The 17,006-nt window shown below is 72.3% G+C and carries 12 protein-coding genes; 10 read left to right on the top strand and 2 right to left on the bottom strand.

The annotated features are described in order from the left end of the window. Positions 1-121 precede the first annotated feature (121 nt). From IDM40_RS22250 to IDM40_RS22225, 6 genes are all read left to right on the top strand, one after another. A complete protein-coding gene (locus tag IDM40_RS22250) occupies positions 122-871 on the top strand; it encodes a metal-dependent hydrolase (protein ID WP_193123990.1) in 750 nt (249 codons plus the stop codon). 263 nt (positions 872-1,134) lie between these two features. Beyond that, positions 1,135-1,794, top strand: coding sequence for an O-methyltransferase (locus IDM40_RS22245; RefSeq protein ID WP_193123989.1), 660 nt, complete (start codon positions 1,135-1,137; stop codon positions 1,792-1,794). Positions 1,795-1,886: 92 nt separating this feature from the next. After that, positions 1,887-3,044, top strand: a complete 1,158-nt coding sequence (locus IDM40_RS22240) for an exonuclease SbcCD subunit D (RefSeq protein WP_193123988.1) — start codon at positions 1,887-1,889, stop codon at positions 3,042-3,044. After that, on the top strand, positions 3,044-6,103 hold the full coding sequence (locus tag IDM40_RS22235; protein ID WP_193123987.1) for an AAA family ATPase: 3,060 nt from the start codon (positions 3,044-3,046) through the stop codon (positions 6,101-6,103). The genes IDM40_RS22240 and IDM40_RS22235 overlap by 1 nt, the downstream gene beginning before the upstream one ends. Positions 6,104-6,797: 694 nt before the next feature. Continuing rightward, entirely contained in the window at positions 6,798-8,336 is a 1,539-nt protein-coding gene (locus IDM40_RS22230; RefSeq protein ID WP_328807100.1) for an alkaline phosphatase D family protein, read from the top strand. A 106-nt stretch (positions 8,337-8,442) separates the two neighbouring features. Beyond that, positions 8,443-8,871 (top strand): hypothetical protein, encoded by a 429-nt coding sequence (locus IDM40_RS22225; RefSeq protein WP_193123985.1) that lies wholly within the window; start codon positions 8,443-8,445, stop codon positions 8,869-8,871. A gap of 52 nt (positions 8,872-8,923) precedes the next feature. Here IDM40_RS22225 and IDM40_RS22220 read toward each other — a convergent pair whose 3' ends face one another. Further along, positions 8,924-9,814 (bottom strand): TIGR03621 family F420-dependent LLM class oxidoreductase, encoded by an 891-nt coding sequence (locus IDM40_RS22220; protein WP_193123984.1) that lies wholly within the window; start codon positions 9,812-9,814, stop codon positions 8,924-8,926. 201 nt (positions 9,815-10,015) lie between these two features. Beyond that, positions 10,016-12,205: a cytochrome c oxidase assembly protein gene (locus tag IDM40_RS22215; RefSeq protein WP_328807096.1), complete on the bottom strand. Its 2,190-nt coding sequence runs from the start codon at positions 12,203-12,205 to the stop codon at positions 10,016-10,018. A gap of 424 nt (positions 12,206-12,629) precedes the next feature. On the opposite strand from IDM40_RS22215, the gene IDM40_RS22210 reads away from it, so the two are divergent. The 4 genes from IDM40_RS22210 (at position 12,630) to IDM40_RS22195 (ending at position 16,959) form a co-directional block, all read left to right on the top strand. Further along, a complete protein-coding gene (locus IDM40_RS22210; RefSeq protein WP_193123983.1) occupies positions 12,630-13,847 on the top strand; it encodes a dihydroorotase in 1,218 nt (405 codons plus the stop codon). A 145-nt stretch (positions 13,848-13,992) separates the two neighbouring features. Further along, a complete protein-coding gene (gene ald, locus IDM40_RS22205; RefSeq protein WP_193123982.1) occupies positions 13,993-15,114 on the top strand; it encodes an alanine dehydrogenase in 1,122 nt (373 codons plus the stop codon). Between the two features lie 202 nt (positions 15,115-15,316). Further along, a complete protein-coding gene (locus tag IDM40_RS22200; protein WP_193123981.1) occupies positions 15,317-16,411 on the top strand; it encodes an enolase C-terminal domain-like protein in 1,095 nt (364 codons plus the stop codon). An 89-nt stretch (positions 16,412-16,500) separates the two neighbouring features. Continuing rightward, positions 16,501-16,959, top strand: coding sequence for a MaoC family dehydratase (locus IDM40_RS22195; protein WP_328807095.1), 459 nt, complete (start codon positions 16,501-16,503; stop codon positions 16,957-16,959). Positions 16,960-17,006 lie beyond the last annotated feature (47 nt).

Here is a 17,006-nt window from a genome sequence, read left to right as displayed (position 1 = left end):
CCGTGACATCGGTATCCATTCGCGTCCGAACCGCGGCTCAGGAGCGCGGTCGGCGAGGATTTGGCGTCCGCAATTCCCCCCGATTGGCTGCCCTTGGCATACTCCGCTACGGTTTCCGGACATGATGGGGCACTCGCACGCACTCAGTGGCGTGGTGGGCGGAATGGCCGTGGCCGCCGCCGTTCAGGACCGGGAGATCTTCGGACTCACCTTCGAGTTGGGGCCGGGAGAGATCATCGCCGGCTCATTGGTGTGCGCGGGTGCAGCGTTGTTGCCCGACGTCGACCACCGCAGCGCGACGGTGACCAAGACCTACGGCAAGGTCACCGAGGTGCTCAGCGACATGCTGAACTTCCTGTTCGGCGGGCACCGGATGGGCACGCACTCGTTCTTCTTCGCCGCGCTCATGGGCACGATCGTGACGCTGCTGGCACTGTGGTCGGACCTCGCCGTGCAGATCTTCGTGTTCCTGCTGATCGGTATCGCGCTCCAGGGCCTGGGTTTCGGCCTGGACAAGAACCGCACGGCCTCGGGCATCATCAACGCCCTGGCCACCGGCGCGATCACGTTGGCGCTGTACGCGACGGGCACCGACTACAGCTGGCTGGGCATGGCGGTCGCGTTCGGCGTGATCCTGCACTTCTTCGGCGACATGGTCACGAAGATGGGCGTTCCGATCTTCTGGCCCTTCTACCGGCAGCGCATCGGGCAGGGGAAGGGCTTCGCCACCGACGGCCCCTTCGAGCAGAAGGTCATCACGCCGCTGCTGACGGTCGGCGTGGTCCTCGGTTCGGTGTACCTGTTCGACTGGCCGGAGATCCTGCCCGACCACAGCCAGGCCACGGGCGGTTCCGACATCGTCAGCTGGTGACCGGCCGCGCGGTGGGAGGCCACCGGCGGGTGGGAAGTCAGGGCCTGTTTGGTGGACGCCTTCCGTCGCTTCGACGAATACTGCGCCGGAGGCGTCCGTTGAGGGTGGTGGCGGGCGACGGGCGGGACAGTGGTGCAATCGCAAGGCCGAAGAAGGAGTCGGCCTGGATGTGCCGTTGACTGATGAGAACGCAGCGAGGGTGCCGCTGGGGCGACGCGCAGCAGGTAACTGGGTGTTCGCCAAGCAGGCCCTAGGCTGGCGGCGTGACTCGAACCACGGAAACCATCACCCCCGAGCTCCAGGCCTACATCGTCGACCACACCGACCCCGTCGACCCGGTGCTGGCCGAGCTCGCCGAGGAGACCGCACGCCTGTACCCCGACCACAAGGGCATGCAGATCGGAGCCGAGCAGGGCGCCTTCACGACCCTGCTCACCCGGATCCAGGGCGCACGCGACGTCGTGGAGATCGGTACCTTCACCGGGTACTCCTCCATCTGCTTCGCCCGGGGCCTGCCCTCCGACGGCCGCCTGCTCGCGCTGGACATCAGCGAGGAGTGGACGTCGGTGGCCCGGCGCTACTGGGAACGCGCGGGCGTGGCAGACCGCATCGACCTGCGCATCGGCCCCGCGCTGGAGTCGCTGCAGGGCCTGCCCGAGCAGGAGCAGTTCGACATCGCCTTCCTGGACGCCGACAAGACCGGCTACATCGACTACTGGGAGGAGCTCGTCCCGCGCATGCGTGCGGGCGGGCTGCTGCTGGCCGACAACACTCTCTCCCACGGTCGGGTGGTCGACCCCGACAACACCGAGCCGCACGTCCAGGGCATCCGGGACTTCAACGACCGGCTCGTGGCCGACGACCGTGTCACACAGGTGCTGCTGCCCCTCGGCGACGGGTTGACGCTGGCCCGCAAGAACTGACGGTGTGGGCGGGGCTGGGGGCCCGGGCCGGGGCGACCACCGTTGTCCACAGGTCCACACGAGGCCCTCACGCCCCGGCCCAACCTTCGGTAATGTCCAGTGCCATGCGCCTGTTGCACACCTCGGACTGGCACCTGGGCCGTTCCTTCCACCGCGAGAACCTCCTCGACGCGCAGAGCCGCGTCCTGGACCACCTCGTCGAGACCATCCGCACCGAGGCCGTCGACGTGGTCGTCGTCGCCGGCGACCTCTACGACCGCGCCCTGCCCCCGGTCGACGCGGTGCGCCTGTTCGACCGCACCCTGGCGCGCATCCACGCCACCGGGGCTCGGGCGGTACTCATCAGCGGCAACCACGACTCGATGGCGCGCATGTCCTTCGCCACCGACCTCATCGACGCCTCCGGGGTGCACCTGCGCAGTTCCATGGACGGTGTGGGCACCCCGGTGGTGGTCGAGGACGAGCACGGTCCCGTCGCCTTCTACGGCATCCCCTACCTCGAGCCGGAGATCGCCCGCCACCACTGGGGGCTCTCCGAACGGGGGCACCCGGCCGCGCTCGGCCACGCGATGGACCTCGTCCGCGCCGACCTCGCCGAACGCCCCGGGACCCGGTCGGTGGTGCTGTCCCACGCGTTCGTGACCGGCGGCGAGCCCTCCGACAGCGAGCGCGACATCTCGGTGGGCGGGGCGAGCCACGTGCCGCAGACGATCTTCGACGGGGTGGACTACGCCGCGCTGGGGCACCTGCACGGGCGCCAGGCACTGAGCCCGGCGGTGCGGTACTGCGGGAGCCCGCTGGCCTACTCCTTCTCCGAGGAACACCAGGTCAAGGGGTACTGGATCGTGGACCTGGACGCCTCGGGCCTGGCCGGCGCGGAGTTCGTGCGGGCCCCGGTCCCGCGTCCGCTGGCCCGTGTCCGCGGGCGCATCGACGACCTGCTGTCCGGGGCCGAGTGGGAACGCTTCACCGGGCACTGGCTGCAAATCACCCTCACCGACCCGCGCCGCCCGTCCCGGCCCATGGACCGGCTGCGGGAGCGTTTCCCGCACACGCTCATGTTGGACTTCGACCCCGAGGGCGGTGCGCCCGAACGCCGTCCGGTCACCGCGAAGGTCTCCGGCCGCGACGAACGTGCGGTGGTGGCCGACTTCGTGGAGTGGGCTCGGGGCGCACCCGTGTCCGAGGAGGAACGCGCGCTCGTGGACACCGCCGTCGAAGAGGTCCGCCTCCAGGAAGGGGCCCGCTGATGCGGCTGCACACCCTCACGGTGCGGGCCTTCGGGCCTTTCGCCGGGCAGGAGCAGGTGGATTTCGACCGCCTGACCTCGGGCGGGCTGTTCCTGGTGCACGGGCCGACGGGAGCGGGCAAGACCTCGGTGCTCGACGCGGTGTGTTTCGCGCTGTACGGGCGGGTGCCGGGTGCACGCCAGAACGACCGCTCCCCCAAGAGCGACCACGCCCCGTTGGACCGCGAGCCCGAGGTGACCTTGGAGTTCACCTGCGGCGGGCGGCGCCTGCACATCGCACGCAAGCCCCGGTGGGAGCGGCCCAAGAAGCGCGGCCGCGGCACGAAGGTCGAGAACGCCAAGGTCGTGGTGGCCGAGCGGGTCGAGGGTTCGTGGGTCGGGGTCACGACGCGCCCCGACGAGGCCGGGCAGTTCATCGGCGACCTCGTGGGGCTGACGTTGGACCAGTTCTGCCAGGTGGCGATGTTGCCGCAGGGGGACTTCGCGCGGTTCCTGCGGGCCCGGTCGGAGGAGCGGCGCGAGTCGCTCGAGCGGATCTTCAACACCCGGGTGTTCCGGGACGTGGAGGAGTGGTTCCGCGGGCACGCATCCAAGCTGCGTAGGGAGGTCGAATCGGCCGAGGAGGCGGTGCGCGGTGCCGCCGGGCGGTTGGCGGAGGCGGCGCGGTCCGAGGCCCCGCAGGACCCGGCCGAGCTGTCGGCGTGGGCGGCCGAGGCTGCGTCGGTGACCGCTGCGACGGCACGCGACGCCGAGACGGTCACCGCCGGGGTGGTAGCCGAGCGCGAGGAGGCACGCGCGGAGCTGGAGCGCGGGCGTGCGGTGCGCGACCGGCACGAGCGCCTGTCCGCGGCGCGGCTCCGGGACGCGGAGTTGAAGGAGCGGGCGCAGGAGCGTTCCGGGATCGACGTGCGGTTGGCCGCGGCCGAGCGGGCGGACACGGTGCTCCCGTCGCTGCACGCGCGGGACCAGCGGCGCACGAAGAGGGACAAGGCCGAGGCCGAACTCGCGGAGCGGTTGGCCCTGGTGGAGGGGCTGCCGGGGGTGGACCGCACGGCCCTCGGGGTTCCGGTCGCCGGCGAGTGGCCCGACGCCGGGGCGCCGCGTCCGCAGAAGGCGCTGCGCTCGGCCGAGCAGGAACGCCGGGACGAGCACGCACGCCTGGAGCTGCTGCGCGGGGACGCCGAACGGCTGCGCGACCTGGGCCGGACGGTGGCCGGGCACGACGCGGAGCTGCAGCGCCTGGCACGTGATTTGGAGGCTACGCGGGAGCAGGTTTCCGTGTTGCCGCCGCGGGTGGAGTCGTTGACCCGTGAGCTCACCGAGGCGCGGGAGCAGGCCGCCCGGGCCGAAGGCGCGGAGACGGCTCTGGCGACGGCGCGGGCGCGGTTGTCGGCGGCGCAGGATCAGGAGCGGCTCTCCGGTGAACTGGCCGGGGCCGAGGAGCGTCGGCGCACGGCCGTGGACGCGGCCCAGGAGGCGCGCGACCACGCCCTGGCGCTGCGCGAGCGGCGGATCGGGCACATGGCGGCGGAGCTCGCCGCCGACCTGGCCGAGGGCGAGCCGTGCGCGGTGTGCGGTTCCGCGGAGCACCCCTCCCCCGCCGTCGCCGGGCCCGAGGGTGTGGTCTCGGCGGAGGAGGAGAAGGCGGCACACTCTGCGGCCGACGCTGCCGCGGTGCGCCGGAGCGAGGCCGAGAACGCCGAGACCGTGCTGCGCGAGCGGCGTACGGCCGCCGCCGAACGGGCCGAGGGGCGCGGGGTCGCCGACGCGCGGGCCGAGGTGGGTACACGTTCCGAGGCCCTGTCGGAGGCGCGGGCGGCGGCCGACACCGTCCAGCGTCTGGAGGAGGCGTTGGAGCGCGCCGGGACCGACCTGGAGCGGGCCCGCGAACGTGAGGGCACGCTGGCGCTGCGGGTGTCGGAGGTGACCAGCGCACGCGAGGCCGCGGTGGCCGAACGCGAACGGCTGACCGGGGTGTTGGACGCCGCGCGGGGCGACGATCCGACCATCGACGCGCGGGCCCGGCGGCTGGTGTCGGAGGCGGACCGGTTGGGTGCGGCGGCCGAGGCTGCCACCTCGCGCGACCGGGCCGTGGAGGAGCTGCGGGAGGCCGAGGCGGAGGTCAGGCGCCGGTTGGCCGGGGTGGACCTGCGCGGTGGGGACGGCGAGCCTTCCGAGGCAGGGCTCTCGTCGACCACCGAGGAACAGGTGTGGGCGGCGGCGCTGTCCGACCCCGAACGGCGGGACCTGCGCGAACGGGCGCGGGCGCACGACGACGAAGTGGCTGCGGTCCGCGCGGTGCTGGAGGACCCGGAACTGACCGGTGCCGGGCCCGTGCCGGACCTGGAGGCCCTGGGCGAGGCGGCCTCGCGTGCCGGGCGGGCCGCGGACGAGGCGGTGGCCTGGCGCGGTGGGCTGCGGGACCGGGCGCGGCGGCTGGCCGAGCTCCGGGTGGAGTTGGACTCGTGCCTGGCGGGGTCGGAACCGGTGCTGCACCGGTACGCCCTCGCGGAGAACATGCGGGCCCTGACCTCGGGCACCGCCGCCGACAACGAGGACCACGTGCGGTTGTCCGCGTACGTGCTCGCGGCGCGGCTGGAGCAGGTGGTGGCCGCCGCCAACGACCGGCTCGCGACGATGTCGGACGGCCGGTACGAGCTGCGGTACACCGTCGACAAGGCCGCCGGGGACGGGCGCGCGCGTTCCGCCGGCGGGTTGGGCATGCGGGTGCTCGACGCCTGGACGGGGGTGGAGCGGGACCCGGCGACACTGTCCGGCGGGGAGACCTTCTTCAGTTCCCTGGCCCTGGCGCTGGGGTTGGGGGACGTCGCCGGCGCCGAGGCAGGCGGCGCTGACATCGACACCCTGTTCGTGGACGAGGGGTTCGGGACGTTGGACGAGGACACGCTGGAGGAGGTCCTCGAGGTGCTGGACGGGTTGCGCGACGGCGGCCGCGCGGTCGGGGTCGTCAGCCACGTGGCCGACCTGCGCGACCGGGTGACGTCGCAGTTGCGGGTGCACAAGGGGTCGTCGGGGTCACGCGTCGAGCACCTGGGCTGACCCGGGGGCACGGGCGCCGTTCCGACCGCCGGAGATTCTCCAGCCCCCACATGCCGCCCCCTCGAGCCGCGCACGGATGCGCACGAGTTGAGCAACGCGCGCCCCGGCCGTGCTCGAAGAACGCAGGTCCCCCGGCTCTCACGCGCCACGTGCGCACGCGCGAACGCGCGAACGCGCGAACGCGCGAACGCGGGCACAGGCAAGCAAGCGCGGCCCCCAGGACGCGCCATGCCCACGCCCGGCGCACGCATGCAGGCGTACGGCGCAGGGCATGGAGATGCTTCAACGCCCTTGCCCTGCGCCCCGGCGGGGCCCCGGCCGCACAGGGCAAGGGGCACACGTCGGACCACGCAGAGATTCTCCACGCGCACGGCCGCCCCGAGGAACGCCCGGTCCATGCACGAGGGGCTGCGCCAGAGCGCCTGCACACGCGCGCAGGGATCCCACGCAGGATCGGCGCGCGTGAGAGCCGCGGACCGGCGGAGCTGCACGCACGCCCACCTCCAGGGCACGCGTCCTGCTCGTGGACCACACCGTGCGCGCGAAGGACTTCAGGGAATCTCCGAAGGCACGCCTCAGCGCAGTGCGAGGGGCACGCGCAACGGGCGCCGGGCACACGCACGTGCGCAGGCGCCGGAGGGTCGAGGGAATCTCCAGCGGCGCGCGGGGCACCGGATGGGCAGGGTTCCGGAGAATCTCTGGAGAACGCGGTGGTCCACCGCCCCGCGGGGTAGCACTCGGGGACAGTCGACAGTCATCCGCGCACGCGGACGTCCCCCCGTCCCCCACCCCCCGAGGCTCCGTGATGACCGAACCCTTCACCCTGGGCGTCGCCTCCGGCGACCCCTTCCACGACAGCGTCGTGCTCTGGACCCGTCTGGCACCCGACCCCCTGGCCGAGGACGGTCTGGGCGGCATGCCCGACCGCACCGTCGAGGTCGAGTGGCAGGTCGCGCACGACGAACACTTCTCCGACGTCGTCGCTTCCGGCACCGCCGAGACCGGTCCCGACGACGCACACTCCGTCCATGTGGAACCCGGCGGCCTGCGCCCGAGCGCCGACTACTTCTACCGTTTCCGCTGGGACGGCGAGATCAGCCCCGTCGGCCGCACCCGCACCGCCCCGGAACCGGGTTCCCGCCCGGACCGCTTCACCTTCGCCATCGCCAGCTGCCAGAGCTACACCAACGGCCACTACACCGCCCAGGCCCACCTCGCCGAGGAGGACCTGGACCTGGTGGCCTTCCTCGGCGACTACATCTACGAGACCGAGGACCAGGGCGAGATCGGCCGCGGGCACTTCCCCGAGGTCGAGGTCCGCTCACTGGCCGAATACCGTCTGCGCCACGCCCAGTACAAGACCGACACCGACCTCCAGGCCGCCCACGCAGCGTTCCCCTGGGCGGTGGTCTTCGACGACCACGAGCTCGAGAACAACTGGGCCGACGACACCTCCTACGAGGAGGACATCCCGCGCGAACGCTTCCTGAGACGCCGCGCCCGCGCCCTCAAGGCCTACTACGAACACATGCCCCTACGCAGGCCCCAACGGCCGAACGGCCCCGACCTGCACCTCTACCGCACGCTCTCCTACGGCACCCTCGTCGACCTGCACATGCTCGACACCCGCCAGTACCGGGACCCGCAGGTGGAGGACGACGAACGCGACGACCCGGAACGTACGCTCCTGGGCGCCGAACAGCGCCGGTGGCTGTCCTCCCGCCTGTCCGGGTCGAGGGCGGTCTGGAACGTGCTCGCCCAGCAGGTGTTCTTCTCCCAGCGCGACTTCGCGGACGGCCCTCCGCACGAGTTCAGCGACGACGCCTGGGACAACTACCGGGTGGAACGCGACGCGGTCCGCGACGAGCTCGCCGGCGTCGGCTCCCCCGTGGTGCTCACCGGCGACGTGCACGCCAACTACGTGGTGGACGTCAAGGCCGACTTCGACGACCCGGACTCGGAGACCGTCGCCACCGAACTGGTCGGTACCTCGTTCACCAGCGGCCAGGACGGATCGGAACAGGACCCGACCGACGAGGTCCAGCTCCGCGGCAACCCGCACATCCGGTTCCTCAACCGCCGCCGGGGTTATGTTCGCAACACCCTCACGCCCGAGCAGTGGACCGCCGACTTCCGGGTGGTCGACCGGGTGAGCGAGCCGGGAGCCCCCATCCGCGACCGCGCCACCTTCGTCATCGACGCCGGTGAACCGGGGGCCCGCCCCCGCGACTGACACCCCGGCCGACCGGAACGCACGGGGGCCGGCCGTCCGCGGCCGTGTCCCCGCGCCGCTTCCCTCCCCGGGACCCGGAACCGGGCACACCGACACCAGTGAGACAATGACCGACGTGAATTCGCTGGTCAACATCGCCGTGTTCGGAATCGGGGGCGCCATCGTCATGGCCGCCCTCATCGGTCTCCTCCTGGTCGCCTCCGGGAGCGCACGTGGAGCCTCGCCGCGGGTGCGGCTGGCCTTCGGGTGCGCGTCGATCGTGCTGCTGGTGGCGCTGCCGAGTCTGGCGGCCACCAACGCGCTGACGACCGGTGCCGGGTTCGGGACCGCCTTCGTCACGGCCACGTGCGTGGTCGCGATCGTCTACGCGGTCAACATCGCCCTGCTTCCGGTCGTGGCGCGCCGACAGGCCGCGGTCAGCGGGCAGCCGGCGCTGGCCAAGCTGCGTCCCTCGCTGCCGGTGCTGTTGGCCGGCCTGGGCATCTGCCTTCTCATGGGGTTGTTGGGCTCAATCGTGGGCCTGCTGGCCGCCTGAGCCCGCCCCCTCTCGTCCGGCCGCCCTTGCACGGCCCCGGGCCGCCCCGGCCTCAGCCCTGCTCGCGCAGCAGAGGGATGACGCGCGCGAGGTCGGCACGGAACGGCGCGTGGGTGACCACGTGGGTGAACCCGAACCGTTCCCGCCGTTCGCGCAGGGCCCGCGCCATCTCCTCGGGCGTGCCCAGGAGCACGTACGGGTTCTCCCACAGCGGTTCGCCCTCGGGAACGGCCTCGGCCCCGAAGAACTCGACGAGTTCGGCCGCGGTCGACTCGACGTCGTCGGTGACCTTCACGGCCTGCAGGAGCACGCTGAACTCGGGTGAGCGCCCGTCCGTGGCCGCTCGCACGCGTTCCACCCGTTCCAGGGTCTGCGCGGAGCCGGCCAGGGTGAACTGCCCCGGTTCGGCGTCCCGGCGTTGGGTGAGCCCGCTGAACGCCACGGTGTCGCCCCACCGCGCGGCCAGATCGAGGGTGGCCGGTCCGTGCCCGCCCACCAGGAACGGGGGACGCGGCCGCTGCACGGGCGCCGGCTCCTGACCGCCCTCGCGCAGGCGGGTGTCGAGCTCGGCCAGGCTCCGCTCCAGGCGGGCTACCCGTTCGGCGTGCGGACGCCATGGGATCCCGGCGTCGTCGAACTCGCTCTTCATGTGGCCCGCGCCCAGCCCGAGTTCGAGGCGTCCGCCCGAGACCACGTCGACGGTCGCCGCCTCGCGCGCGAGCAGGGCCGGGTTCCAGAACTCGTTGTTGAGCACGTAGGTCCCCAGCCTCAGGCGGGTGGTCTCCCGCGCGGCGGCCGCCAGGAACGCGAAGGGCGAGGGCGCCCCGAGGTGGTCGGGGCACAGGAGCAGGTCGAAGCCCTCCTCCTCGATGGTGTGGCACGTCCGGGCCCAGGTGGCGGGGTCGTCCAACGGTGCGTTGACGCCGAAGCGGAACGGTCTCATGGGCCGAGCCAACACCATCGCCCTGCGGCGCACCACCCCTCTCTGCCGACAGGAGAACCATGCAGGTGGACGGCGCGGGGCCGACCGGAACGACGAACCGCGGCCGGCACCCCGTCGCCCGCGCTCCCCCGCACACGCCGACGGGCGGGGACCCACCTGGGAACCCCGCCCGTCGACCGGGGTCGATGCCCCGGGATCGATTCAGCCGCGCGGGCCACCGCTGTCGGGGGACCCACCGGCCTCGCCGTCGCCGTCCGCGCCGGATCCGGTGTCCCCGTCCTCGCCGACGGTGTCCTCCGTGGTGCGCTCCGGCGCCTGCTGCACGGCCGTGCCGCCGCCCGAACGGCGGGCCAGCTCGGCCAGGTAGGCGTTGTACGCGTCCATGTCGGCGTCGTCCGAATCGCCGCGGGAGGCGTGGCGTGCGCGCCGGCGTTCCGTGCGCTCGTCGTCCTTCGACCACTGGAAGAGCAGCGCGACGGTCACCAGCAGCGTCGGGATCTCACCGAGCGCCCACGCGATACCGCCGCCCGCGTACTGGTCCTCGGCCTGGTCGCTCCAGGGCACCTCGAACTGGCTGTAGAAGTCCATGGCCATCGGCGCCGTCTGCATCATGATCGTCACGCCGAAGAACGCGTGGAAGGCCATGACCACGAACAGCAGCAGGATCCGCAGCAGGAACGGGACCTTCCGCGGGGCGGGGTCGAGGCCGATGATGATCCAGTAGAAGAGGAACCCGGTGATGAGGAAGTGCACGCTCATGAACATGTGACCGAGATGGTCGTTCATGAGCGCCGGGAACAGCGGCGTGAAGTACAGGACGTAGGGGCTGAACACGAACAGCGGCGCCGCCACACCCGGGTGCGTCACGACCTGCGAGAACCTGCTGTTCAGGAACAGGTTCACCCACTCGCGCGGGCCCCGGTCGCCCCGTACCCGCGCGGGCTTCAGCGCCCGCAGCGCCAGCGTGGCGGGGGCTCCCAGCACCAGCAGGATCGGCGTGAGCATGGAGATGACCATGTGCTGGATCATGTGCTGGGAGAACAGCACCATCGCGTAGGTCGCGAACCCGGTGAGCTGTACGGCCACGATCGTCAGCAGGCCGGCCGTGAACGCGACCGTGCGCACGATCGGCCAGCTGTCCCCGCGCCTGCGCAGGCGCATCACACCGCCGAGGTAGAGGCCGCCGGCCACGACCACGAACATGATGAAGAACAGGTCGGGGCGCCACAGCGTGAGGATGTTCTGCAGGTCCATGGGCGGCGGCACGGGGAACCCGAGGATCGCCGCGGCCGGGTCGACCTCGCTCTCGGGCGGCGGGGGCGGCGCGGTGCGGCCCAGTCCGACGGACACACCGACGACCGAGGCCATGATGAGCGCCTCGACCGACGCCAGCCGCAGGAACAGTCCGCGGCGCAGCGTCTCGCCCGCGGCCCCGGCGGGTGCACCGTCGATCCGCTTGAGCGCGGAGGTGCGGTGCATGTACCCGAACACACCCAGGACCGCGAAGATGGCGGCCTTGACCACGATGATGAGCCCGTACTCGGTGAGGAAGAGGTCCTCGAGGGAGTACAGGCGGGCGAGCGCGCTGGCCACACCACTGATGGCGACACCGATGTAGAGCCACAGGGCGGTGCGGCTGAACCGGTTGACGGCCACGACCGGATCCTGGGCGTCCCGGCGCATGGCGTGGTAGGCCACGGCGATGAGACCGCCGACCCAGGCGCACACGGTGATGATGTGCAGCGCCAGGCCGGTGACGGCGAGCTCGTGCGCGCCGGCGGAGGCCGAGTGGCCGGTCAGGGCGGGGGGCGTGGTCGCGATCCCGGCGAAGACCAGCAGCCAGAGGCCGCCGGTGGCCGAGACGACGGTGCGGCCGAACAGGGCGACACCCGTGGTCAGCAGCACCACGAACATGAGCGCGATGCCGCCGCCGACCGAACCGGCGTAGGCGGTGACCTCGTCGACGCTGACCTGGCCGACGGTGGCGGCCAGGAACTCGGCGGCCTGGAAGTACAGGGTGAACACGGCGGCCACGGCCCAGGCGAGCGCGGCCCAGGTGGCGGCCCGCACGTACCCGACGGCCTGCGGTGTCAGGCGCCCGCGCTCGGACGGCAGGAAGACCACCGCCATGAGCAGCAGCCCGACGGCCATGAGCGCGGAGCCGTCCATGACGACCTTGGCGATCGGGTAGCCCCAGCGCACGGCCTCACCGGAGTCCGGCAGTCCTGGGATCACCTCTGGGAAGGCGGCCCCTCCCAGGACCAGGGTCAATGCCAGGCTGGCCAGGGACAGCACCACGGCCGCACCGGCGAAGAGTGGGACCCGTCCGGTGCCGGGGGCATCGGGATGGTCCACCTGGGTCGATGTGTCGTTCTGTGCGGGAGGAGCCACGCGCCACTCCGGGTTCGAGGGATGTTCGGTCGGGCAGTCCGGGCCCGTGGCCGGGACGCCGGTCGGACGCCCGCCCACCCGTCACCTCCCCCGACGGTCGCGGGGGCGGCGCGGTACTGGTCAGAGCCCTGGGAGGCGTCCACCAGTCAGACACTAGACCGTCTACTACACCTTGTCGGACAGGGGTTCGCTTGCAAACCCGGGGAAGCGCACGAATTCGGTACACGCAGGGGATCCGGGGCCTCCGATGGTGAGGTTTCCCCCTTCCCGAACGCTCGCCCGCTGTAAGGTCGTTGTGGCACGCAGCACACTGCAGAGCGTCGTGTGTTCCCGCGCGCCCGTCCTCCCCGCCTGCCATCACCCGTGCCTGTTGCACGGTCTTCTCGGACGGAGCGTCGGCCGGGACGACGATGAGGGGACGACGATGACCGAGTTCGACTGCGTGGTCCGGTCCGAGCTGGTGGTGGCCCCGGCAGGGGTCGGCCCGGCGGCGGTCGGACTGCGGCAGGGCAGGGTGGAGGCCGTGGCCGCCCACGACGCACCGTTGCGGGCCCGTGAACAGGTGGACCTCGGCGGGGTCGCGCTGTTGCCGGGCGGGATCGACCTGGGGACCGGGGTACACGTGCCCGGGCGCGACCTGGAGGACTCCTACCGCCGAGCGGCGGAAGCGGCTCTGGCCGGAGGGGTGACCACGATCGTGGCGGCCCCTGCCCCCGCACGACCGTCCGTGACCAGCGCCGACGCCCTCCAGGTGCACCAGCGTGCGTCCGCGGGGGCACCGGTGTCGGTGTTCCTGACCGGTGGGCTGACCCAGGCGTCGGGCCCGCTGGACATCGCCGATCTGCACGCCGCCGGGGCGTTGGCGTTCCAGTGCTCGCTCTCGGACGGCGGCGCCCCGGACATGGCGGCCATCGACGACGTGCGTCTGCGCAAGGCGATGGCGGAGCTGACGACCCTGGACGCCGTGCTGTTCGTGCACGCGGAGGACGCGCGTGAGCTGGGCACTCCCCCGTTCGAGGCGGAACAGCGCCCGCCGCGGGCCGAGCGCCGGGGCCTGGAGCGGGTCATCGGGGCCGCCCGGGTCACGGGCACCCGCACGCACATCACCCCGTTCACCGCCGCGGAGTGCGCTGCCCTGTTGGCGGCCTCGGCGTCGGTGGGGGTGCGGCTGAGCGCGCAGACCAGCCCGCACTACCTGTGCCTGCCCGCGGAGAACCTGACCCCCGACTCCGTCGGGCACGCGTTCCGGCCTCCGCTGCGTTCGGACGCCAACCGCCGGGCCCTGTGGAGCACCCTCGCCCCGGGCCTGGAGCCGGAGGACACGACGGTCTCCTCCGGCCACCTCCCGGCGTACGGGCTGCACACCCTGGAGTGGAGCCGTTCGGCGCTGTGGACGGCGCTGGCCCGCCGCGGGCTGGGGCTGGACACCCTCGCGCGGTGGACGGCGCAGACACCGGCGGCGCTGGTGGGGCTGGGAGACAAGGGGTGCATCGCCGAGGGGCGCGACGCGGACCTGGTCGCCTTCGACCCCGGCGCGGAGGTCCACATCCCTGCGTCCGACCCGGGTCCCTACGCGGGGATGCGGGTACGTGGACGAGTGGAACGTGTGTGGGTGGCCGGCCGGTCGAGGGCACCGGAATGACCCCCGATTTCCCCCGTGTCACAGGCCACACATCGCCCTTACACCCTGTCAACAAGGTGCCGCAGTGGCATGCATGTTGGCGATAGCGTGGGGTGGCCCTCGCAGGTCACAGTAGGGGTATCAACGGAGATACCGAGGAGGAAACGTGCGCATCGGCGTGCCCCGTGAGATCAAGAACCACGAGTACCGAGTGGCCATCACCCCCGCCGGGGTGCACGAACTCGTCAGCCGCGGCCACGAGGTCGCGGTCGAACACGACGCCGGTCTGGGCTCCTCCATCGGCGACGAGGAGTACGCCGAGGCAGGGGCCCGCATCCTCGACACCGCCGACGAGGTGTGGGAGTTCGGCGACCTGATCCTCAAGGTCAAGGAGCCCGTGCCCGCCGAGTACCACCGCATGCGCCGCGGGCAGACCCTCTTCACCTACCTCCACCTGGCCGCGTCCCGCGAGTGCACCGACGCACTGCTGGAGCGCGGCGTCACCGGGATCGCCTACGAGACCGTCCAGGCCTCCGACGGCACCCTCCCCCTCCTCGCCCCGATGTCGGAGGTCGCGGGCCGCCTGGCACCCCAGGTCGGTTCGGTGACGCTCCAGCGCCCGAACGGCGGCCGGGGTGTGCTGATGGGCGGGGTGCCCGGTGTGCGCCCGGCCCGTGTCACGGTCGTCGGCGCGGGTGTCTCGGGCCTCAACGCGACCCAGATCGCGGTGGGCATGGGCGCCGACGTCACGGTCCTGGACCTCAACGTGCGCAAGCTGCGCCACCTCGACGAGGTCTACCGGGGCCAGGTGAAGACGGTGGTCTCCAACGCCCTGGAGCTGGAGCAGTCGGTGCTGGAGTCGGACATGGTGATCGGCGCGGTGCTCGTGCCCGGCGCGAAGGCACCCAAGCTGATCTCCAACGAGCTGGTCTCGCGCATGCGCCCGGGTGCGGTGCTGGTCGACATCGCCATCGACCAGGGCGGATGCTTCGAGGACTCCCGCCCGACCACGCACGACGACCCCACGTTCGAAGTGCACGACACCGTGTTCTACTGCGTGGCGAACATGCCCGGCGCGGTGCCCAACACCTCCACGCACGCGCTGACCAAGGACACCCTCCAGTACGTGATCCAGCTCGTGGAGAAGGGTTGGCGCCAGGCCCTGCGCGACGACCCGGCGCTGGCCGGCGGGCTCAACACCCACGACGGCCAGGTGGTCTACGAGCCGGTCGCGCGGGCGCACGACCTCAAGCACCAGCCGCTGGAGCAGGTGCTGGCCGAGGGCTGACCGGTCGCCGCGAACAGAGCGCCGGGTCGCGTGGGACACCCTCGCGGCCCGGCGCTTCTGTGACCAGGAACGCAGGCGTCCACAGGCAGCGGCTTCGGGGTGGTCGCCCCCTCGAACCGGGGGTACCGTCGAAGGGTGACCGGGCCGTGACCATCGCGGCCCGGGGTCCGACGCACGACGGCACTGTCGAAGGTGGAACAGCGTGGCACACACCGGAGCGGCGACCACGACCCGGATCGTCGAGCTCGAGCTCGTGCGGCTGCGCGCGCCCTCTGGTGGGCGCGGCGCTCCGGTGCTGGTCCGGGTCTCCGACGAGGACGGTGTCAGCGGTTGGGGCGAGGTCCCCGGAGCGAGCCCCCGGCAGTGGGAGTCGCTGGAGGCACAGTTCGCCCCGGCCCTGTTCGACCACGCCTGGAGCCGTCCGACCGAGGCCTCCGACGCCTGGGCCGACCTCCCGTGGGACCCGGCGGTCGCGGGCGCCCTCGACACCGCCTGCTGGGACCTCTGGAGCCGCCGCCGGCACACACCCTTGGCGCACGCGCTGGGCGGTGAGCGCACGGCGTTGACGGCGGGGGTGACACTGCCGCAGCAGAAGACGGTGGAGTCGGTGGTGCGCGAGGTCAACCGCCAGGTGGGCGCGGGGTTCCGCCGCATCCGCCTGGAGGTCTCCCCCGGCTGGGACCTCGACGTGGTGCACGCGGTGCAGGCGAGCTTCCCGTTCCTGGTGCTGCAGATCGACGCGGGCGGCCGTTACACCGAGTCCCCCGAGCACCTGGAGGCGCTGCACGCGCTCGACCGCCTGGGTCTGTTGGCGATCGAGGACCCCTTCGACCCGGGGGATCTGGAGGCGCACGCCCGGCTGTCGACGGAGCTGCGTACGCCGGTGGCGCTGTACCGCCCGTTGACGTGCCTGGAGGACGTGGACGCGGTGGTCCGGGCCGAGGCGGGCGGCGCGCTCGGCATCGACCTCTCCCGGCTGGGCGGCCTGACCCCGGCACGGAGGGCCGTGGACCGGGCGGTGGACGCCGGGTGGCAGGTCTGGTGCGGTTCTTCGGCGACCACGGGTGTGGGGCGTGCGGCGACGGTGGCGCTGGCATCGCTGTCGGGTGCGACCCTGCCGGTGGAGATGCCGCCCGCGGGACGGCGCGGGCGCGACGTGGTCTCGCCCCCGGTGCGCGCGCACGAGGGTGTGGTTCCGGTGCCGTTGACCGAGAGCGGGCTGGGCCACGGCATCGACCGGCACGTGCTGGAGGGGCGTACGGCCAAGTCGCTGGTGTTGGGTCCGCTGCACACCTGAGGCGCTCCCACCCCTCCATTAACCGAACGCTGTTAGGTAGAGTGAGCGCACCCGTCCGGCCCCATGAACCGGACCCGACGAACGGAGGCGTGGTGCGCGAATTCGCCGATGTCCAGGAGGTCGCCCAGGCCAAGGGCGCGCGTCTGGGCCCGACCGACTGGCTCACGATCGACCAGAGCCGGATCGACCTCTTCGCCGACGCGACCAGCGACCACCAGTGGATCCACGTGGACCACGAGAAGGCCGCCGCCGGCCCCTTCGGGACCACGATCGCCCACGGGTACCTGTCGCTGTCGCTGCTGGCGCACTTCTCCCCGCAGCTCATCAAGGTCGCGAAGCCCCCGAAGATGTCGATCAACTACGGCCTGAACAAGGTGCGCTTCCTCCAGCCGGTCGCCTCGGGCTCGCGCGTGCGCGACGTGGCCGAGCTCAGTGAGGTGAAGGAGTCCGAGAAGGGCCTTCTGCTCACCGTCACCCACACCGTGGAGATCGAGGGCGAGGAGCGCCCCGCGCTCGTGGCCGAGTCGCTCGGGCTCTGGGTCCCCTAGCCGACTGCGGGACGCTTCTATGTCAAGCGGCGGGCCCGTAAACCTCC

It is taken from the genome of Nocardiopsis coralli, assembly GCF_014892575.1.
GTDB classification, from domain to species: Bacteria; Actinomycetota; Actinomycetes; order Streptosporangiales; family Streptosporangiaceae; genus Nocardiopsis; species Nocardiopsis coralli.
Note: the sequence above shows the minus strand (reverse complement) of the source record. Positions and strands in the feature narration are given on the sequence as shown.

Excerpts from the sequence above, each read along its gene's own strand:
- IDM40_RS22210 (WP_193123983.1), top strand. The coding sequence starts at position 12,630 with ATGACCGAGTTCGACTGCGTGGTCCGGTCCGAGCTGGTGGTGGCCCCG.
- IDM40_RS22250 (WP_193123990.1), top strand. The coding sequence starts at position 122 with ATGATGGGGCACTCGCACGCACTCAGTGGCGTGGTGGGCGGAATGGCC.
- IDM40_RS22225 (WP_193123985.1), top strand. The coding sequence starts at position 8,443 with ATGACCGACGTGAATTCGCTGGTCAACATCGCCGTGTTCGGAATCGGG.
- IDM40_RS22235 (WP_193123987.1), top strand. The coding sequence starts at position 3,044 with ATGCGGCTGCACACCCTCACGGTGCGGGCCTTCGGGCCTTTCGCCGGG.
- IDM40_RS22240 (WP_193123988.1), top strand. The coding sequence starts at position 1,887 with ATGTCCAGTGCCATGCGCCTGTTGCACACCTCGGACTGGCACCTGGGC.
- IDM40_RS22220 (WP_193123984.1), bottom strand. The coding sequence starts at position 9,814 with ATGAGACCGTTCCGCTTCGGCGTCAACGCACCGTTGGACGACCCCGCC.